Consider the following 19,376-nt stretch of genomic DNA (forward strand, 5'->3'; position numbering starts at 1 on the left):
GCCGGGTATCCCCAGCGGTTCCGGGCAACACGCGGGTTGCGCCAGTCAAAGGTGGGGAGAATCCGCCGGCTGGGGGAGCTTAGTCCTCGTCCTCGTCGTTGAACGCCCACTCGAACATGTCGAAGACGAACTCGGAGAAGGTGCCTTCCTCGCTCTTCCACTGGCCGCGGGCGTTGTTGCGGCGGTACACAATCGGGTCCGGGACACTGAGGTCGCCGACCCGGAACCCCCAGGTGAACTGTTCTTCCTCGTCCTCGAGGAACATGAGGAAGCCTTCGTCATCGACTTCGAGCTCTTCGGGGTCCCAGAAGTAGTGGTACGCCTCCATGATGTCCTCGCAGCCGCCGACCGCCAGGTAGAACTCCCGCAACACCATCGGCACCTGGAACTGGTGCTCGGCGAGGGCCTCGTCCAGTTCCCCGGCCAGGAGGCCGTCCTCTTCCTGCCATTCGTCTTCGAGATACTTCGGAACAAGCGCGCGGAATTTCTCGAGGAACATGTCAGTCATGGTTCTTATCCTAGCTAATCCTTGGACCCGCCATCCCCAGCGCCCAGGCCCAGCCGGTGCCAGCCGCGGACCGCCAGCGGAACGTGCCACTTCCGCCGCCAGGCCGTGACCCGGAAGGCGAAGACGATGGCCGCAACAGCCCCCGCGGTGACTGCGTTGAAGGTGCCGGTGAGGGACAGGACCACGGTCAGGGCCGCCCCCGTGAACGCCGGCAGCGCGTAGATATCCTTCGGGTCGAACAGCTGCGGCACCTCATTGGCGGTGATGTCGCGCAGCAGGCCCCCGCCCACCGCCGTCGTGACCCCCAGCAGTACCGCTGCAATGGGGTTCATCCCGGCGTCCATCGCCTTGAGGCTTCCGGTGATGCAGAAGAGCGCCAGGCCGCCGGCGTCGAACAGGACCAGCAGCGAGGTGTAGCGCTGGACGCTGGAGAACAGGAAGTACACCAGCACCGTGGCGAGCAGCGGCGGCGCCAGGTACGCGGGGTTGGTGAAGGCCGCGGGCGGGCCGGCGTTGATGATGATGTCGCGGATGACGCCGCCGCCCAGGCTCACCACCGAGGCCAGGAGCAGGGAGCCGATGATGTCGAACTGTTTCCGCGCCGCGAGCAGGGACCCGGAGACCGCGAAGAAGAAGACGCCAGCCAGGTCCAGCCAGAGCAGAACAACGCTGAAGGAAAAAGTCATGGAGGGTCCCGGTGGGATATCAAGGGGGCGGATGGGGCGGCTCCAAGGTTACGCTAACGGCTATGAATAGCCCCATCCTGATCGCCTGCGCCCACGGCACCTCGAGCACCGAGGGTGCCGCCGAAGTCAACGCCCTCCGGGACGGGATCGCCGCGCTGCGGCCCGGACTCGACGTCCGCGAGGCCTACGTCGACGTCCAGGACCCCGAGCTGCCGGACGTCGTCGCGGGCCTGCCGGCGGGGGAGACCGCCGTCGTCGTCCCGCTGCTGCTCAGCGTCGGGTACCACGTCAAGGTGGACATCGCCCGGGCCGTCAAGAGCCGCCCGGACACCCGCGCCGCCGCTCCGCTGGGGCCCGATCCGCGGCTCGCGGCGCTGCTGGACGTCCGGCTCCGGGAAGCCGGCGTGACCGACAACGACGCCGTGATCCTCGCCGCTGCCGGTTCCTCCGACCCCACCGCCGCGCAGAATGTCGAGGAACTCACGGACCAGCTCCGCGCGCTGCGGTCCAACCGCATCGTGGCCGCCTACGGCGCGTCCGCGAAGCCGTCCGTGCCTGAGGCCGTGGCCATGCTCCGCGAGGAGGCCGCGGGCGGCGCGGGCGCGGGGGAATCCGCCGGGGGAGTGGACCTGGGCGGCCGTGTGGTGATCGCCGCCTACCTGCTGGCCCCGGGCTTCTTCCACGACCAGCTGCACAAGGCCGGCGCGGACCTCGTCACGGCGGCCCTGCTGCCGTCGCCGGTCCTCGCCGAAATCGCGCTCGAACGCTACGACGCCGCCCTCGCCGCCGGTGCCTGACCCGCCGCCGCGGCACAACCGTCCCGCGCCCCTTCCCTTGCACACCACCCGCGCCACTTCAAGGCTCGCCGACGCTTCGTGACGATTTGTTGCCCTAGGTGACCCCGCGTTTCCGGACCTTTGTGACGGCATTACGGCCACCCCTACAGTCGATCCATGACTGATACAGCTCTAGCCGGAGCGTCCCCGGACCAGGCTGCCCCAGGCCGCACCAAGCGCCCCACCTCCCGCCCCGCCGCAAAGCCGCACGGGCAGTGGAAAGTGGACGGCACCGCGCCGCTGAACGCCAACGAAACCTGGAAGCAGGAAGACAACGGCCTCAACGTCCGCGAGCGTATCGAGTCCGTCTACTCCAAGCACGGCTTCGACTCGATCGACGGCACGGACCTGCACGGCCGCTTCCGCTGGTGGGGCCTCTACACCCAGCGCAAGCCCGGGATCGACGGCGGCAAGACCGCCACGCTCGAGCCGCACGAGCTGGAGGACAAGTACTTCATGCTGCGGGTCCGGATCGACGGCGGCGCCCTCACCACCGAGCAGCTGCGCGTCATCGGCCAGATCTCCGTCGACTTCGCCCGCGACTCGGCCGACCTCACCGACCGGCAGAACATCCAGCTGCACTGGATCCGGGTCGAGGACGTGCCGGAAATCTGGCGCCGGCTCGAATCGGTGGACCTGTCCACCACGGAAGCGTGCGGCGACGTGCCCCGCGTCATCCTCGGCTCACCGGTCGCCGGCATCGCCAAGGACGAGATCATCGACCCGACACCGCTGATCCACGAGCTCGCCGAACGCTTCATCGGCGACCCGGAACTGGCCAACCTGCCGCGCAAATTCAAGACCGCCATCACCGGCCACCCCAGCCAGGACGTGGTCCACGAGATCAACGACGTCGCCCTGGTGGGCCTGGTCCACCCCGAACTCGGCATCGGCTACGACCTTTGGGTGGGCGGCGCGCTCTCCACGAACCCGATGCTGGGCAAGCGCCTCGGCGCCTTCGTCCGGCCGGACCAGGCCGCCGACGTCTGGCTCGGCGTCACCAGCATCTTCCGCGACTACGGCTACCGGCGCATGCGCACCAAGGCCCGGCTGAAGTTCCTGCTGGCTGACTGGGGCCCGGTGAAGTTCCGCCAGGTCCTCGAGGACGAATACCTCGGCTACAAGCTCAACGACGGCCCGGCCGCGCCCAAGCCCTCCACCCCCGGCGACCACATCGGCGTGCACGAGCAGAAGGACGGCAAGTTCTTCATCGGCGCCACCCCGCTGGCCGGACGCCTCTCCGGCGGCCAGCTCGTGAAGCTCGCGGACACCCTGGAGGCCCGCGGCTCGCACCGGCTGCGCACCACCCCGCACCAGAAGCTCGTGGTCCTCGACGTGCCCAAGGACCAGGTGGAACCGCTGGTCGCCGAGCTCGACGCCCTGGGCCTCTCCGCCCGGCCGTCCGTGTTCCGCCGCGGCACCATCGCCTGCACCGGGATCGAATACTGCAAGCTCGCCATCGTCGAAACCAAGGTCACGGCCGCCACCGCCGTCGCCGAGCTGGAACGCCGCCTCGCCGACCTGGTCGAGACCAAGCAGCTCCCGCAGGCCCTGTCGCTGCACATCAACGGCTGCCCCAACTCCTGCGCCCGGATCCAGACCGCGGACATCGGCCTCAAGGGCATGATGCTTCCCACGCCCGACGGCGACCCCACCCCGGGTTTCCAGGTCCACCTCGGCGGCGGGCTGGCTTCCGACAGCCGCGAGGAAGCAGGCCTGGGACGCACCGTCCGCGGCCTCAAGGTCACGGCCGAGGATCTGCCCGACTACGTGGAGCGCGTGGTCCGGAAGTTCGTCGCCGACCACGCCGAGGGCCAGACCTTCGCCGAGTGGGCCTTCGCGGCGGACGAGGGTGATCTGCAGTGAGCAAGCACGCCCTCGGAGTGGACCCCGTCCTTCGCACCCACGACGAGCTCAAGGCCATCGCCGAGTCCGGCGCGGCCGAACTCGGCTGGGACGCCCCGGCCCGCGAGGTGATCGCCTGGGTGGCGCGCAACTTCGAGCTGCCCGCCGTCGCCGTCGCCTGCTCCATGGCCGACGCGGTCCTTCCGGCGCTCGTCGCCGACCAGCTTCCCGGCGTCGACGTGCTCTTCCTGGAGACCGGCTACCACTTCCCGGAGACCCACACGACCCGCAACGAGGTCGCGGCGAGCCTGCGCGTCAACGTCGTCGACGTGCTGCCGGAGAACACCGTGGAGCAGCAGGACCGGCTGCTCGGCAAGGACCTCTTCGCCCGCGACCCCGCCCAGTGCTGCGCGCTGCGCAAGGTGGCCCCGCTGCGCCGCACCCTGGCCGGCTACGAACTTTGGTTCACCGGCGTCCGCCGCGACGAGGCCCCCACCCGCACCAATACGCCGCTGGTGACATGGGACGACACCAACGGTCTGGTCAAGGTCAACCCGGTCGCGGCCTGGAGCTTCGACCAGCTGGTCCAGTACTCCGATGACAACCTCCTCCCCGTCAACCCGCTGCTTTCACAGGGCTACCCGTCCATTGGCTGCCAGCCCTGCACCCGCAAGGTAGCGCCCGGCGATGACCCCCGCACCGGACGCTGGGCAGGAACCGACAAGACAGAATGCGGACTACACGTATGAGCAACTTGAGCACGACGACGACGGCTGGCTACGCCTCCGCAGCAGATGCCGCCCCCGCCCCTGCGCCGCGCGGCATACGTCCTTCGGACGATGCGCGCGGCTCCGACAGCGGCAGCGGCCTTCCCAACGCTCGCAAGCTCGCGCCGGGTCCCTCGGCCGATGCCTTAGATGCCACTCCCGGGGCGGCATCTGCTGCTCCGGCTTTGCGGTCGGGTCGGCTCTCGTCCCTGGACACGCTCGAGTCCGAGGCGATTCATATCATCCGCGAGGTCGTTGCCGAGTTTGAGAAGCCTGCGCTGCTGTTTTCCGGCGGCAAGGATTCCGTGGTGATGCTGCACCTGGCCACCAAGGCGTTCTGGCCGGGCAAGGTTCCGTTCCCGGTGCTGCACGTGGATACCGGGCACAACTTCCCCGAGGTCATCGAGTTCCGCGACCGGACCGTGGAGCGGCTGGGGCTCAAGCTCGTCGTCGGCAGTGTCCAGGAGTTCATTGATTCCGGCGAGTTGGCCGAGCGGGCCGACGGGACCCGCAACCCGCTGCAGACCGTGCCGCTGCTGGACGCGATCCAGCGCAACAAGTTCGACGCCGTGTTCGGCGGCGGCCGCCGCGACGAGGACAAGGCCCGGGCCAAGGAACGCATCCTGAGCCTGCGCGACGAGTTCGGCCAGTGGGATCCGCGCAACCAGCGGCCCGAGCTGTGGAACCTCTACAACGGCCGGCACACCGTGGGCCAGCATGTCCGCGCCTTCCCGATCAGCAACTGGACCGAACTCGACGTCTGGCGCTACATCGAGCGCGAAAACATCGACCTGCCCGGCCTCTACTACGCCCACGACCGCGAGGTCTTTGCCCGCGACGGCATGTGGCGCGCGGTCGGCGAGGTCTCCCAGCCCCGCGACAACGAGCAGGTCATCACCAAGACCGTCCGCTACCGCACCGTCGGGGACATGTCCTGCACCGGCGCCGTGGAATCGGCCGCCGCCACCGTGCGCGACGTCGTGATCGAAGTTGCCGCCTCCACCATCACCGAACGTGGCGCCACCCGGGCGGATGACCGCATCTCCGAGGCAGCCATGGAAGACCGCAAGAAGGATGGCTATTTCTAATGAGCACCGACATCGACACCGCCCGCGCGGCTGCCCTTCTTGACGAGGCCCCGCTGGCCCATGCTTCCCTGTTCCGCTTCGCGACCGCCGGATCGGTCGACGACGGCAAGTCCACCCTGGTGGGCCGGCTGCTGCACGACTCCAAGGCCATCCTCGCCGACCAGCTCGACGCCGTCGCCCGCACCTCCGCGGACCGCGGCTTCGGCGGGGCCGGCGCGGCCGAAGCCCCCGACGGGAAACAGCGGATCGACCTGGCGCTGCTCACCGACGGCCTGCGCGCAGAGCGGGAACAGGGCATCACCATCGACGTCGCCTACCGCTACTTCGCGACCGACCGCCGCAGCTTCATCCTCGCGGACTGCCCCGGGCACGTGCAGTACACCAAGAACACGGTGACCGGTGCGTCCACCGCGGATGCCGTCGTCGTGCTCATTGACGCCCGCAAGGGTGTCCTGGAGCAGACCCGCCGGCACCTGTCCGTGCTGCAGCTGCTGCGCGTGGCGCACGTGATTGTCGCCGTGAACAAGATCGACCTGGTGGACTTCAGCGAGGCCGTGTTCCGCGTGATCGAGGCCGACGTGCAGAAGGTCGGCCGCGAGCTCGGTTTGGGTTCCGATGGGATTGCCGACCTGCTGGTGGTCCCGGTGTCCGCGCTCGACGGCGACAACGTCGTGGACCGCTCGGACCGCACGCCCTGGTACGACGGGCCGGCCCTGCTCGAAGTCCTGGAGACGCTGCCGGCCGCGGACGAACTCGAAAGCCACCTGGAGAGCTTCCGGTTCCCGGTGCAGCTGGTGGTCCGGCCGCAGGGTGCGCTGGCTCCCGACGCCGTCGCTGGCGGGCTCGACGTCGAAGGTTACCGCGACTACCGCGCCTACGCCGGGCAGATCACCGAGGGCTCCGTGAAACTGGGGGACCAGGTCAGCGTCCTCACCCCGGGCCAGGCACCGCGCACCACCACGGTGGTTGGCATCGACTTCGCGGGACGGCGGCTCACCGAGGCCGTGGCACCGCAGTCCGTGGCGCTGCGCCTGGCGGATGAGTTCGACGTCGCCCGCGGCGACACGATCGCGGCGGCCGGCACCATCCGGGAAGCCTCGGCGGACCTGTACGCCGCGCTGTGCTGGCTCTCGCCGAAACCGCTCCGCGAGGGCGCCAAGGTCCTCGTCAAGCACGGCACCCGCACGGTCCAGGCCCTGGTCCGGAACGTGACGGGAAAGCTGGACCTCGCCACCTTCCAGCTGGAGCCCACCACCACCCTGGAGCTCAACGACATTGGACATGCCCAGTTGCGGCTCGCCGCGCCGCTGCCGCTGGAGAACTATCTGCACCACCGCCGCACCGGGGCGTTCCTGGTGATTGACCCGCAGGACGGCAACACACTGGCCGCGGGCCTGGTCAAGGACCACCCCGGCGACCACGAGGACGAGCGCTACTCGATCTGAGTGCCGGCTTCGTCGGCGCTGCTGCCTCGAAGTCGCCGGAAACGCTCGAGCTCGCGGGGAAACTTACGGCGAATTCGAGCGCTTCCGGCGAACCCGACGCCGGCGGCCCTTGCCACCGGGCTGCCCTCCCACGATCATCGTCATGGGAGGGCAGATCGTTGGAAGTCATCAACAACAAACTGTTCAACTGGGCGTCGATCCTGGATGACAAAACCCGCGAACAGGCCCTGGCCACGGCGCAGCTGTCCATCATCTATCCGCATCTGGCGCTGATGCCGGACGCCCACCTGGGCCTGGGCGCCACCGTGGGATCCGTCATCCCCACCCTCGGCGCCATCATCCCCGCGGCCGTGGGCGTGGACATCGGCTGCGGCATGATCGCCGTCCGTACGCAGTACTCCGTGAAGGACCTGCCCAGGGACCGCAAACCGCTGCGGGAGGGCATTGAGCACGCCGTTCCGCTGTCCGCCGGCCACTTCAACCACAGAATCAGCGCCACCGCCGCACCCCGGATTGACCAACTGCGGCGGATGGCAGCCAAGGCACGGTTCGACCCCGCCCAGTACGCCGCGAACTGGACACTGCAGCTGGGGTCGCTGGGCTCGGGCAACCACTTCATCGAGGTGTGCGCGGATGAGACGGACGCCGTGTGGCTGTTCCTGCATTCCGGCTCCCGCGGCGTCGGCAACAAACTCGCCCAGCGGCACATCGGCGAGGCCCGGAGCATCATCCGGAGCCGGCACATCGCCCTGCCGCATCCGGACCTGGCCTACCTCGAGGAAGGCACCCCGGAGTTCGACCGCTACATCAGGGAACTCCGCTGGGCCCAGCACTTCGCCCTGCTGAACCGTGAGGAGATGATGGACCGGGTGATCCGGCAGTTTGAATCCTGGACCGGCGGCTCGGTCCGGGAGGCCGAACGGATCAACTGCCACCACAATTTCACCGCGAAGGAACACCACTACGGCAAGTCCGTCTGGGTCTCGCGCAAGGGAGCGATCCGGGCCGAGGCGGGGGACCCCGGGCTGATCCCCGGCTCCATGGGCACCGCGTCCTATGTTGTGGTGGGCCTGGGGAACCGCGAGTCGCTGAACTCCTCGCCGCACGGCGCCGGGCGGGAATACTCCAGGCACGCCGCCCAGAAGATCTTTACCCTGGCCGAGCTGAAGACCGCCATGCAAGGCATCGAATTCCGGCCCAGCAAGGCCTTCATCGACGAGATCCCGGCGGCGTACAAACCCATCGACCAGGTGATGCGCGACTCCGCGGACCTTGTCAAGATACGGCACAAGCTCCGGCAGCTCGTCAACGTTAAAGGCGATTAATCCGCAATAATTCCGCTGCAGAGCCCCGATCGCAGCCCGCATGTGACGCTGCATGAACCCGCGTGACCCCGGGTTTCCGGTCCGTTGAACCGGGTTCCCCGCAGTCCCTATGGTGAAGCAATGACAACCACGGAACGGCTTTCCCCTGGCACCGCCAGCCGGGTAGCCCGGGGGCGATGTCGCCGGCGCTGACCACCCGCCCGGCCTCCCCGAACCCCCAGGAACAGGAACTCCACCATGTCATCCCGCTCGAACAACCCCACCCCCGGCCAGGTCCCCGGAACCATCCGGATCGTCGCCGGCGAATCCAGCAAGCCCAGGCGCAAGCGCATGCTGGAGATCTGCCTGGCTGTTGGCCTCGTGCTGCTGATCGGTGCCGGTGCCGCCGTCGCCTCAACGGTGTCCCGCACCCCTGACGCCGCCCCCGCGCCAACCCCCGCCGTCGAGCTCAAACTGGGCTACTTCGGCAACATCACCCACGCCCCTGCCCTGATCGGCACCAGCCAAGGCCTGATCGCGAAGAGCCTCGGCGACACCCGGCTCAGCACCCAGGTCTTCAACGCCGGCCCCGCCGCGATCGAAGCCCTCAACGCCGGCGCCCTCGACGCCACCTACATTGGCCCCAACCCGGCCATCAACTCCTACGTCAAGAGCAACGGCGAATCGGTCAGCATCATCGCCGGCGCCGCATCCGGTGGAGCGCAGCTGGTGGTCAAACCTGAGATCACCTCGGCCGCGGACCTGGCGGGCAAGAAGCTCGCGACGCCGCAGCTCGGCGGCACCCAGGACGTGGCACTGCGCGCCTGGCTCGGTGCGCAGGGCTACCAGACCAACACCGACGGCAGCGGCGACGTCGCCATCAACCCCACCGAGAACGCCCAGACGCTTAAACTCTTCCAGGACGGAAAGCTCGACGGCGCGTGGCTGCCGGAGCCCTGGGCCTCCCGCCTGGTGCTCCAGGCCGGCGCAAAGGTCCTCGTCGATGAAAAGGACCTGTGGGAGAAGGGCGAGTTCATCACCACCGTCCTGATCGTCAACAAGAACTTCGCCGCCGCGCACCCCGACACGGTCCAGGCACTGCTGAAGGGCCACGTCGAATCCGTGGACTGGCTCAACGCCGCCCCCGCGGACGAGAAGGCCACGGTCCTCAACGCCGCGCTCAAGGACTCCGCCGGCGCCGCCCTGCCGGCTGACGTGATTGACCGTTCGCTGAAGAACATCGTCTACACCGTCGACCCGCTCGCCGGCACATACCAAAAGCTGCTCCAGGACGGCGTCGACGCGGGCACCACCAAACAGGCCGGCATCAACGGCATCTTCGACCTCACGGCCCTGAACAGCGTCCTCGGCGCGGGCGCCACGGGCACGACGATCTCCGCGCAGGGACTGGGTACGGACTAAGCAGTTCCTTCCCCCGGCCCGCCAACAGAAGTGCCAACAGAAGTAAGGACGTGACCATGCCAGTCGTACTGGAAAACCTGGGCAAGCGCTTCGGCGACGGCGCCCCGGTGCTGGACGACGTCAACGCCACCATCGGGCAGGGCGAGTTCGTCGCCCTGCTCGGTGCGTCCGGCTGCGGCAAGTCCACCCTGCTGAACATCATGGCGGGACTGGAGGCGCCGACGTCGGGCGCCCTGGAAGTGCCGAGCGACGGCGCCGCCTTTATGTTCCAGGACGCGGCGCTGTTCCCCTGGCTGACCGCGCGGGAGAACATCGAGCTGGCCCTGAAGCTGCGCGGCGTCGGCAAGGCCGAGCGCCGGGTCAAGGCGGGTGAGCTGCTGGACCTCGTGCACCTGGGCGGCGCGGGGGACAAGCGCCCGCACGAGCTTTCCGGCGGGATGCGCCAGCGCGTTTCCCTGGCCCGCTCGCTGGCGCAGGACCGGCAGCTGCTGCTGATGGATGAGCCGTTCGCCGCCCTGGACGCGATCACCCGCGACCTGCTGCACGACGAGCTGGAGCGGATCTGGAAGGAAACCGGCCGCACCATCGTTTTTGTCACCCACAACGTCCGCGAAGCCGTCCGGCTGGGCCAGCGCGTGCTGCTGCTCTCTTCCCGGCCCGGCCGCGTGGTGCGGGAATGGCAGGTCAGCGAAGAGCACCGCACCGACGCCGGACTGGCGGGCCAGCTCACCGGCGAAATCACCGCCCGGCTACGCGAGGAGATCCGCCGCCATGCCAAATAAACAAACGTCGCTGGTTGAGCCCGCCGAGACCCGCCACATCACGGCGGCCCTGACCCGGTCCTCGACCGGCCCGGCCGACCTGCGCGAGCTCGAGGCGGGGCTGGACTCACTGCAGTCCGACGCCGTGCGCAAGGCCCGCGTCGACTGGAGCCGCGTCCTGCTGCCGGTTGCCGCGCTCGCGGTGCTCATCATCATCTGGCAGCTCTACGTGTCCCTGGGCTTCAAGCGGCAGGACCTGGTGCCCGGGCCGCTGGACGTGCTGGGCCAGCTGGGTACCCTGTGGGCCGACGGGAAACTGCAGGAAGCGGTGTGGACCTCGCTGCAGCGCGGGCTCGTCGGGTTCCTGATCAGCGTGGCCATCGCGACCCCGGTCGGACTCCTGCTTGCCCAGGTCGCCCCGCTGCGCCGCGCCTTCGGGCCGCTGATCTCCGGGCTGCAGGTGCTGCCGTCCGTGGCCTGGGTACCCGCCGCCATCATCTGGTTCGGCCTCACCGACGCCACCGTGTACTTCGTGGTGTTTATGGGCGCCATCCCCTCGATCATCAACGGGCTGATCTCCGGCGTGGACCAGATCCCGCCGCAGTACCGCAGCGTCGGGAAAGTCCTGGGTGCGTCCCGCCTGCAGCTGGCCCTGCAGATCATCCTTCCGGCCGCCCTGCCGGGGTACCTGGGCGGGCTCAAGCAGGGCTGGGCCTTCTCCTGGCGCTCGCTGATGGCCGCGGAAATCATCGCCGTCGGCGGCACCATCGGCTTCGGCCTGGGCTCGCTCCTGGACCAGGGCCGGGTGCTGTCCGACATGACGGTGGTGATGGCCGCCATCCTGCTGATCCTGGCCGTCGGCATCCTGATCGAACTGCTGGTCTTCGCCCCGATCGAAAAGCGCCTTCTCCGCCGTCGTGGCCTCCTCGCCGGCAGCACCCGCTAAGCACCACCCACCAACCCTCCCTCCCTCCCTCCCTCCCTCCAAGCACAAGCAACGCGGGGTCACCTAGCGCCCATAAACCTGGGGTTTATGGGCCGGAAGTGACCCCGCGTTGCTGTTGTAGAGCGGGTCATCCTGCGCCGCTATCTGGAACGTCTTATTGCCGGGCGCGGGGCGCTCCTCGCGACGCCTTGTCCGGACCCCGGGACCGGCCTACACTCGCGGCTATAGGCCGGTTTCCGGCCGATCCAGCCCAACTTTGAGGAGACAGCCGTGGCGCCAAAATTTGGAGTGCTGGCACTGGTGGAAGCCAAACCGGGGAAGGAACAGGACGTCTGGGACTTCCTCAACGGTGGCCGTGAGATCGTGCTCACGGAGCCCGGCACACGGACCTGGTACGCCTTCCGGGTCAACGAGAACACGTTTGGCATTTTTGACACTTTCGACACCGAGGAGGACCGGCAGGCCCACCTCAACGGAGCCATCCCCGCGGCCCTCGGCGAACACGGCCCCGCCCTGCTGGCCAAGGACCCCGACATCAAACTCATCGAGCTCATCGCGGTGAAGTAGGCGCCGGGTGCGGCCGGCCGCGCCGCGTACCCCGCGGCCGGGCCCCGACATTGGTCCTAATCGAACGGCGGGGGTCCCAGGATTTCGATGCCGCCGTGCAGACGCCCGGATTCGCGGATCCGGTCAAAGTCCACGGCCCGCTCACCATCGTCATCAACGCCAAGCGGCTCGCTTGCCCCAAAGTAGAAGGCCTGGGCGCCGCCGGGCGTGTGCAGGCAGAGTATGCGGGTCCCCTCCTGCAGCACCTTGAACGCATGGGGAACGCCGCGCGGGGCCAGGGCCAGTCCGCCGGCCGCAACCCGGTACTCCGTGCCGTCCATGTTCATCAGGATCTCGCCGGACAGGATGTACAGCGTTTCGTCGGAGGCGGGATGGGTGTGCATCGGGGTGACCTTGTTCAGGGCCATTTCGTCTTCGAAGAGAAGGAACGCCCCCGCGGTGTCCTCCTCTGTCGCCTTCCAGGTCTGCACCCCGCCGCCGAAGAACCACCGCCTGGCCCCTTCGCCGGGCTGCAGGACAATTGCGGATGCTGCGCTTTGCGTCTCCATGATGCTCGCCTCGATGCCTGACAAATGACTTATGGGACTGTTGTCCCATAACAAGACTCATGTACCATGAAGCACATGTCAAGACCCTATGTGGAGGCAGGCCGCACAGGCCAGAAGCGGCGTACCTTTGATGCTCTCGTGGCGGCGGCCCGCCAACTCGTCGCGTCCGGCACGACTCCCACCGTGGACGAGGCCGCTCTCGCAGCAGGGGTGGCCCGGAGCACCGCCTACCGGTACTTTCCCGGCCAACGGGAGCTGCTGGCGGCAGCCCATCCCGAGACCGCGCGCAAGTCGATGCTGCCGGACAATCCCCCTGAAGATGTGGCTGAGCGGCTTGATGCCGTGGTGGTCGAGTTCACCCGGATGATCGTCGAAACCGAGGCGCAGCAGCGCACCATGTTGCGGCTCTCCCTGGAGCCTGCCGACGGCCTGGAGAAGAGCCTGCCGCTCCGTCAGGGCCGCGCCATCGCCTGGATCGCGGAGGCGCTGGCCCCGCTGCAGAAACAGCTGTCAGAGCAGGAGATTCATCAGCTGGTGCTGGCGATCCGCAGCGCCATAGGAATTGAGTCCCTGGTCTGGCTGACGGATGTGGGCGGCCTGAGCAGGGAAGCCGCCGTCGCTTCGATGCGGTGGACAGCCGGTGCCCTTCTCAGCCGGGCGCTCCTGGGCGGGCTGCCGGCACCTGATCCGGCCCCATCCGGCGGCCACCGGCCCGAGTGGCCAAAGGTTACGCCCCGTTACCCCGCGTGAACGGGTGTTTCCGGACCGTTGTTCCGCTCCCTAACGCCGCCCTATCGTCGATGCATGGCAATTCAGGACATTTACCCCACGGCGCTGCGCCTCCTCGGCCGTCCCGTGCTGGTCGTTGGCGGCGGCCCCGTCGCCGCACGCCGCGCCAAGGGACTGCTCGACGCCGGCGCCCGCGTCACCGTCGTCGCGCCCCTGGCCTGCCCGGCCCTGACCGGTCTCGCCGACGCCGGCCTCCTCGCCTGGTATCCCCGCACCTACCGCACGGCCGACGTCGACGGCGTCTGGTTCGTCCAGACCGCCACCGGTGACGCCGCCGTGGACGCGCAGGTATCCGCCGACGCCGAGGCGCAGCGCATCTGGTGCGTCAACGCCTCCGACCACGAAGCCTCCGCCGCCTGGACGCCCGCCGTCGCCGTCGTGGATGACGTCAAGATCGCCGTGAACGCCGGGGGAGACCCGCGCCGCGCCATGGCCCTCCGCGACGCCGTCGCCACCGCCCTGGAAACCGGGGACCTGCCGCTGCGCCGGCGTCGAACCCCGGCCGATTCAACCCCCGGCACCGTCGCGCTCGTGGGCGGCGGACCGGGCGACACCGGACTCATCACCGTCCGGGGCCGGCGGCTCCTGGGCCAGGCCGACGTCGTCGTCGCGGACCGCCTGGGCCCGCGGGAACTCCTGGCCGAACTGGCACCCGACGTCCGAGTGATCGAGGTCGGCAAGACCCCCGGCCACCACCCCGTCCCGCAGTCCGAGATCAACCGGATCCTGGTCGACGAAGCCCTGCAGGGACACCGCGTGGTCCGGCTCAAGGGCGGCGACCCGTACGTCCTGGGCCGCGGCGGCGAGGAAGCCGAGTTCTGCCGGCAGCACGGCGTCGAGGTTGAAGTGGTTTCCGGCGTCACCTCCGCCATCTCCGTCCCGGCCGCCGCCGGCATCCCGGTCACGCACCGCGGCCTGGCCAAGGGCTTCAGCGTCGTCACCGGCCACGAGGAGCTCTCCGAAGTCCCCGCCCGGCCCGACCACACCGTGATCCTGCTCATGGGTGTGGGCCAGCTGCGCGATTCCGCGGCCTCGCTGGGCCGCGCCGGTTTGCCAGCGGAGACGCCTGTTGGCATCGTAGAGAATGGTTATCTGCCGAACCAGCGGGTGACCATCGGAACGCTCGGGACCATCGCGGACCAGGCGGAGGCAGCAGGCGTCGCGAACCCCGCCGTGATCGTGATCGGTGACGTGGTCCGCGTCAGTCCGTTCGCGCCGTCGCACTTCAAGACCGCGGACTACAGCACCACCTCCCCGAACGCCCCCCGCACGCCAAGCACCGCCCGCACCACCCTGACCCGCGTACTGACCCCCTAACCCCCGTCGATTGCCCCATAACTGCCGTTACCAAGCCTCAAAAGGGCGGTTGTGGAGCAACGGATGCAGAAGAACAAAGGAACACAGCCGTGTCAACGAACACCCCTGTAGGAACTGCTGCCCGCCCGCTGCGCATCGCCGTCGTCGGCTCCGGACCCGCCGGGGTGTACGCCGCGGACATCCTGACCAAGAGCGAGGCCGTCAAGAGCGGCGAGCTCACGGTCAGCATCGACCTCTTCGACCGCTACCCGGCGCCCTACGGACTGATCCGCTATGGCGTGGCCCCGGACCACCCGCGGATCAAGGGCATCGTCAACGCCCTGCACAAGGTCCTGGACCGCGGGGATATCCGCTTCTTCGGCAACGTCGACTACGGCACGGACCTCTCCCTCGAGGACCTCCGCACCCACTACGACGCCGTCATCTTCGCCACCGGCGCCATCAAGGACGCGGACCTGAACATTCCCGGGATCGAGCTTCAGGGCTCCTACGGCGGCGCCGACTTCGTCTCCTGGTACGACGGCCACCCGGACGTCTCCCGCGAATGGCCCCTGGACGCCAAGGAAATCGCCGTGATCGGCAACGGCAACGTGGCCCTCGACGTCGCCCGGATGCTCTCCAAGCACGCCGATGACCTCCTGGTCTCCGAAATCCCGGACAACGTCTACGCCGGCCTCAAGTCCTCCCCGGTCACCGACGTGCACGTCTTCGGCCGCCGCGGCCCCGCCCAGGTCAAGTTCACCCCGCTGGAGCTGCGCGAACTGTCCCATTCCAAGGACGTGGACATCATCCTGTACGCCGAGGACTTCGAATTCGACGCCGAATCGGACCGGCAGATCCAGAGCAACAACCAGACCAAGACCATGGCGGGCACACTCACCAACTGGATCGCCGAGCAGCCCGAGGACCTCGCCGAGCTCACCGCGTCCCGCCGCCTCCACCTGCACTTCCTGCACAGCCCGGTCGAGGTCTACGACGACGCCGAAACCCCCGGCCGCGTCGCCGGCATCAAGTTCGAGCGCACCGAACTGGACGGCACGGGCAACGCCCGCGGCACCGGCGAGGTCGTCGACTACCCGGTCCAGGCCGTGTACCGAGCCATCGGCTACTTCGGCTCGTCACTGCCCGAGGTCGAGTTCGACCACAGCAAGGGCGTTGTCCCGAACGACGGCGGCCGCGTCCTGGATGCCTCCGGCGCCCACGTGCCGGGCATCTACGCCACCGGCTGGATCAAGCGCGGCCCGGTGGGCCTGATCGGGCACACCAAGGGCGATGCCCTCGAAACCGTGACCTACCTGCTGGAGGACCGCGAAAACCTGCCGCTCGCCGCGGCGCCTGCCCCGGAGACGGTCGTCGAACTGCTGGAGAACCGCGGCGTGCAGTACACCAGCTGGGAAGGCTGGCTGGCCCTGGACGCGCACGAGCGGTCCCTCGGCGCGAAGGCCAGCGCCGACGCCGGTGCCGACGGCGATGCCGGCGGCGGCGGCATCGTCCGCGAACGCATCAAGGTGGTCCCGCGCGAGGACATGGTGGAGATTTCCCGCGGCGGGGTCGCCGCAGAGGTCTGATCCACGCGCCACCCGACACCACCGCACCGCAACGCGGGGTCACATCGCGCCCATCCCGGAGGGGATTATGGGCCGCAAGTGACCCCGCGTTGTTTTAAGTGGGGGCGGAAAACCCGGGTTTAGTCAGTAGGCTTACCGTCATGGATGAGCAGCGCATGCCAGCAACCCCCGGACCGGGATCCCGCCGAGCAGTAGCCACCCGACCAGCAACCCCCGGACTGGGATCCCGCCAAACGGGGGCCCGCCGATGAGGCTCCGGCGCAGCAACGCGTCCGGCCGCGGCTACCGTCGGGTCCCGGCCGGGACCGGCTTCAGCTACCGGGACCTGGACGGCTCCACCCTGCCGCCCGGACCCGTGCGCGAGCGGCTCGAAAGCGTCGGCATCCCGCCGGCCTGGACGGATGTCTGGATTGCGCCGTACGACAACGGGCACATCCAGGCCACCGGGCTCGACGCCGTCGGCCGCCGCCAGTACATCTACCACCCGGGCTGGCGCGAAAAGAAGGACCGGCTGAAGTTCGACCGCGCCCTCCAGCTCGCCGAAACCCTGCCGGCCGCGCGCCGGCTCGTCACCCTGGACCTCCGGTCGGAGGGCCTCACCCGGGAGCGGGTGCTGGCCGCCGCCTTCAGGATGCTGGACAGCGGCTCGCTGCGGGTCGGCTCCGAGCGCTACACGAACGAGAACGGCAGCCACGGCCTCGCCACGCTGCTCTGCGCCCACGTCGGCGTGCGCAAGGACGAGCTCCGGCTCAGTTTCCCCGCCAAGAGCGGCAAGAACTGGGAATCGCGGATCAACGACGCCGACCTCGCCGCCGTCGTGCGCCAGCTCAAGCGCCGCGGCGGCAACGCCCGCCTGCTGGCCTACAAGGACGGCCGGAGCTGGCACCCGGTGTCCAGCTCGGACATCAACCAGTACGTCAAGGAGCGCACCGGCCAGGACTTCACCGCCAAGGACTTCCGCACCCTGCGCGGGACGGTGGCCGCGGCCGCCAGCCTGGCGCGGACCGGCCCGCAGCCCAAGGTGTCTGCCCGGAAGCGGGCGGTGAGCCGCGCCATGATGGACGCGTCCGACGTCCTTGGCAACACGCCGTCAATCGCCCGGAAGAGTTATGTGGATCCGCGGGTCCTGGACCACTTCGCCGCGGGGGAGACCATCGACCCGAAACGGCTGGACTCCGCAGAATCCGAGGTCCGCGCACTGCTGTACCAGGAAGGCGACGTCGTTCCGCTGGGCTGAGGGGGCAAGGCGGCCGCCGGTCTACATCCGTCCGAAGCGGGCCCGGACCAGGGCGAACAGGCCGTAGGCGATGAAGCCCGCGCCGATCGCCAGGAGCAGGGCGGCGCCAAACGGGTGGTCCTGCAGGGCCTTGAGGCTGCCGTCGAGTCCGGTGGAGGAGGCGGGATCGTTGGTCACTGCGGCGATGACAAACAGCAGGCCCGTCAGGATCAGCGCCACCCCCTTGGCGATGTGGCCGGCGACGCCCAGGCCGCTGATCAGCCGGCCGCGGCGCATCCCCTCAAAATGGCGCAGCTCCTCTTTGAACTTCTTTCCCGCGCCCTTGACGATGAAGTACACGCCGATCCCGATGATGGTCAGGCCCAGGCCGATCAGCGCCGGCACCCCGAAGGGGGAGCGGACCAGGGCGGTGCTGAAGTCCCGGGTCGAGTCGCCCGAATCGCCCCGGTTGCCCAGCGCGAAGCCCGCGAAGCTGAGCCCCACGCTGCCGTAGGCGATGCTGAGGAAGCCGGAGGAAACGAGCTTCCCGAGCCGCTGCCGGCGCGGGAGATGCCTGGCCCGCAGGGTAGCCTCGCTCAGCTGCCACAGCGAGAGCCCGGCGCAGGCGATGAACCCGGCCCACATGACCGCCGGACCCCACGGGTTGGCCGCGAGCTGTTCGATCGCCCCGGTCGGCTCGGCCTGGCCCGGGGCGCCCAGGACCAGGGCCACCGCAATCGCGCCGATCACGATGTGCAGCAGCGCCATCACGGCAAAGCCGGACCGGGCGACGACGTCGAGCGTTGCGCTGTCCGACGCCGCTTCCGCGGCGTCGGCCGCGCCGCCGGCGGCCGTCCCGAGGGTCCCGGTCCCGCCGGCCGTCCCGAGGGTTCCGCCGAGGGTCCCGCCGGACGTTCCGCCGCCGGCCGTCCCGAGGGTCCCGGCGGACGTCCCGAGGGTTCCGCCGGGGGTTCGGCCGGGCGCTGGCTGGCCGCTTGGCCCGGGTGATTCCATGCCGTCGAGTCTACGCAGGGGCATTCCCGCCCATCGAACTATCAAGTTTTTGATAAGTGTGCTTACCATAGCCGGGACGTCGCCTTTCGCGGGCGACGACAGTTCCGGATTCGAACTCAGACGATAGGAAGCTCACCATGGCAGGAAATCTTGTTGCCCGATCCATCCACGACCTGACGGCGGGTGCCTGGTTCGGCGGTTCGCTGATGGGCGCCATTGGGCTGAACGGGGCGGCGGCGGAAGCCAAGGATCCGGCCGAACGCACCCGGCTGTCGAGCCTGGGCTGGAAGAAGTGGGCCCCGGTCCAGACCGCGGCCTTCGGCGCGCACTTCCTCTCCGGCCTCGCCATCATGTGGGAAAACAAGGGCCGGATGGCCAAGCAGGACGGCGTTATGCGCCTCAGCGTCATCAAGTCCATCGTCACCCTCGCCGGTGCCGGCGTGAGCCTCTACGCCGGGCTCCAGGGCGCCAAGGTGGACACGCTGGCCAGCGAGGGCGCCAAGGGTGCCACCGAGCCCAAGCCCGGTGCCTCCGAGGAACTCCGCTCCGCGCAGCAGCAGCTGAAAATCCTGCAGTGGGCCATCCCCGTCTTTGCCGGTTCGGTGATCGTCATGGGCGCCAAGCACGGCGAAATGCAGCGTCCCAAGAACGTCTTCGCGGGCCTCTCACGCTAGTCGCGGCTTCCGCGCCAGCCGCGCGGCATTGAGCCTGAACACAAAGGCCTCCGAACCGGAATCCCGGTGCGGAGG

General features: G+C 68.9%; 19 protein-coding genes. 15 read left to right on the forward strand and 4 right to left on the reverse strand.

Translation table 11 applies throughout. The features are described from left to right. Window positions 1-79: 79 nt before the first annotated feature. Together ABIB29_RS00360 and ABIB29_RS00365 are read right to left on the reverse strand one after the other, a co-directional pair. Window positions 80-508 carry a hypothetical protein gene (locus ABIB29_RS00360; protein WP_354169018.1) on the reverse strand — a complete coding sequence of 143 codons (429 nt, stop codon included), beginning with the start codon at window positions 506-508 and terminating at the stop codon, window positions 80-82. A 14-nt stretch (window positions 509-522) separates the two neighbouring features. After that, window positions 523-1,194: a trimeric intracellular cation channel family protein gene (locus tag ABIB29_RS00365; protein WP_354169020.1), complete on the reverse strand. Its 672-nt coding sequence runs from the start codon at window positions 1,192-1,194 to the stop codon at window positions 523-525. A gap of 62 nt (window positions 1,195-1,256) precedes the next feature. Here ABIB29_RS00365 and ABIB29_RS00370 point away from each other — a divergent pair, with 62 nt between their 5' ends. The 10 genes from ABIB29_RS00370 (at window position 1,257) to ABIB29_RS00415 (ending at window position 12,175) form a co-directional block, all read left to right on the forward strand. Beyond that, window positions 1,257-1,991 (forward strand): sirohydrochlorin chelatase, encoded by a 735-nt coding sequence (locus ABIB29_RS00370; protein ID WP_354169023.1) that lies wholly within the window; start codon window positions 1,257-1,259, stop codon window positions 1,989-1,991. 156 nt (window positions 1,992-2,147) lie between these two features. After that, the gene (locus ABIB29_RS00375; RefSeq protein WP_354169026.1) at window positions 2,148-3,896 is read left to right on the forward strand and encodes a nitrite/sulfite reductase; all 1,749 of its coding nucleotides are present in this window, start codon (window positions 2,148-2,150) and stop codon (window positions 3,894-3,896) included. Then, complete coding sequence (locus tag ABIB29_RS00380; protein ID WP_354169029.1) at window positions 3,893-4,624, forward strand: phosphoadenylyl-sulfate reductase; 732 nt, start codon at window positions 3,893-3,895, stop codon at window positions 4,622-4,624. The genes ABIB29_RS00375 and ABIB29_RS00380 overlap by 4 nt, the downstream gene beginning before the upstream one ends. Further along, entirely contained in the window at window positions 4,621-5,730 is a 1,110-nt protein-coding gene (gene cysD, locus ABIB29_RS00385) for a sulfate adenylyltransferase subunit CysD (RefSeq protein ID WP_354169032.1), read from the forward strand. The genes ABIB29_RS00380 and cysD overlap by 4 nt, the downstream gene beginning before the upstream one ends. After that, window positions 5,730-7,175: a sulfate adenylyltransferase subunit 1 gene (locus ABIB29_RS00390; RefSeq protein WP_354169034.1), complete on the forward strand. Its 1,446-nt coding sequence runs from the start codon at window positions 5,730-5,732 to the stop codon at window positions 7,173-7,175. The genes cysD and ABIB29_RS00390 overlap by 1 nt, the downstream gene beginning before the upstream one ends. 158 nt (window positions 7,176-7,333) lie before the next feature. Continuing rightward, window positions 7,334-8,500, forward strand: a complete 1,167-nt coding sequence (locus tag ABIB29_RS00395; protein ID WP_354169036.1) for an RtcB family protein — start codon at window positions 7,334-7,336, stop codon at window positions 8,498-8,500. 237 nt (window positions 8,501-8,737) lie between these two features. Beyond that, the gene (locus ABIB29_RS00400) at window positions 8,738-9,901 is read left to right on the forward strand and encodes an ABC transporter substrate-binding protein (RefSeq protein ID WP_354169038.1); all 1,164 of its coding nucleotides are present in this window, start codon (window positions 8,738-8,740) and stop codon (window positions 9,899-9,901) included. Window positions 9,902-9,957: 56 nt separating this feature from the next. After that, window positions 9,958-10,683, forward strand: a complete 726-nt coding sequence (locus ABIB29_RS00405; RefSeq protein ID WP_354169040.1) for an ABC transporter ATP-binding protein — start codon at window positions 9,958-9,960, stop codon at window positions 10,681-10,683. Then, the gene (locus tag ABIB29_RS00410) at window positions 10,673-11,608 is read left to right on the forward strand and encodes an ABC transporter permease (protein ID WP_354169043.1); all 936 of its coding nucleotides are present in this window, start codon (window positions 10,673-10,675) and stop codon (window positions 11,606-11,608) included. Before ABIB29_RS00405 ends, ABIB29_RS00410 begins: the two co-directional genes overlap by 11 nt. A gap of 270 nt (window positions 11,609-11,878) precedes the next feature. Next, complete coding sequence (locus tag ABIB29_RS00415; RefSeq protein WP_354169046.1) at window positions 11,879-12,175, forward strand: putative quinol monooxygenase; 297 nt, start codon at window positions 11,879-11,881, stop codon at window positions 12,173-12,175. Between the two features lie 56 nt (window positions 12,176-12,231). On the opposite strand, the gene ABIB29_RS00420 is transcribed toward ABIB29_RS00415, so the two are convergent. Next, on the reverse strand, window positions 12,232-12,723 hold the full coding sequence (locus tag ABIB29_RS00420; RefSeq protein ID WP_354169048.1) for a cupin domain-containing protein: 492 nt from the start codon (window positions 12,721-12,723) through the stop codon (window positions 12,232-12,234). Between the two features lie 75 nt (window positions 12,724-12,798). On the opposite strand from ABIB29_RS00420, the gene ABIB29_RS00425 reads away from it, so the two are divergent. The 4 genes from ABIB29_RS00425 to ABIB29_RS00440 all read left to right on the forward strand — a co-directional run bounded on the left by ABIB29_RS00425 (window position 12,799) and on the right by ABIB29_RS00440 (window position 17,634). Further along, window positions 12,799-13,473 carry a TetR/AcrR family transcriptional regulator gene (locus ABIB29_RS00425; protein WP_354169051.1) on the forward strand — a complete coding sequence of 225 codons (675 nt, stop codon included), beginning with the start codon at window positions 12,799-12,801 and terminating at the stop codon, window positions 13,471-13,473. Between the two features lie 54 nt (window positions 13,474-13,527). Beyond that, window positions 13,528-14,829, forward strand: coding sequence for a uroporphyrinogen-III C-methyltransferase (gene cobA, locus ABIB29_RS00430; RefSeq protein WP_354169054.1), 1,302 nt, complete (start codon window positions 13,528-13,530; stop codon window positions 14,827-14,829). Window positions 14,830-14,918: 89 nt separating this feature from the next. Next, the gene (locus tag ABIB29_RS00435; RefSeq protein ID WP_354169057.1) at window positions 14,919-16,397 is read left to right on the forward strand and encodes an FAD-dependent oxidoreductase; all 1,479 of its coding nucleotides are present in this window, start codon (window positions 14,919-14,921) and stop codon (window positions 16,395-16,397) included. A 247-nt stretch (window positions 16,398-16,644) separates the two neighbouring features. Next, the gene (locus ABIB29_RS00440; RefSeq protein WP_354169060.1) at window positions 16,645-17,634 is read left to right on the forward strand and encodes a DNA topoisomerase IB; all 990 of its coding nucleotides are present in this window, start codon (window positions 16,645-16,647) and stop codon (window positions 17,632-17,634) included. Window positions 17,635-17,655: 21 nt separating this feature from the next. Here the strand turns inward: ABIB29_RS00440 and ABIB29_RS00445 are convergent, their stop codons facing one another. Further along, window positions 17,656-18,381, reverse strand: coding sequence for a DUF1206 domain-containing protein (locus ABIB29_RS00445; RefSeq protein ID WP_502915540.1), 726 nt, complete (start codon window positions 18,379-18,381; stop codon window positions 17,656-17,658). 383 nt (window positions 18,382-18,764) lie between these two features. Here ABIB29_RS00445 and ABIB29_RS00450 point away from each other — a divergent pair, with 383 nt between their 5' ends. Then, the gene (locus ABIB29_RS00450) at window positions 18,765-19,301 is read left to right on the forward strand and encodes a hypothetical protein (protein ID WP_354169065.1); all 537 of its coding nucleotides are present in this window, start codon (window positions 18,765-18,767) and stop codon (window positions 19,299-19,301) included. The last annotated feature ends 75 nt before the right edge of the window (window positions 19,302-19,376 follow it).

Origin of the sequence: Arthrobacter sp. UYEF36, from assembly GCF_040547025.1 — a bacterium.
Taxonomy (GTDB): domain Bacteria; phylum Actinomycetota; class Actinomycetes; order Actinomycetales; family Micrococcaceae; genus Arthrobacter.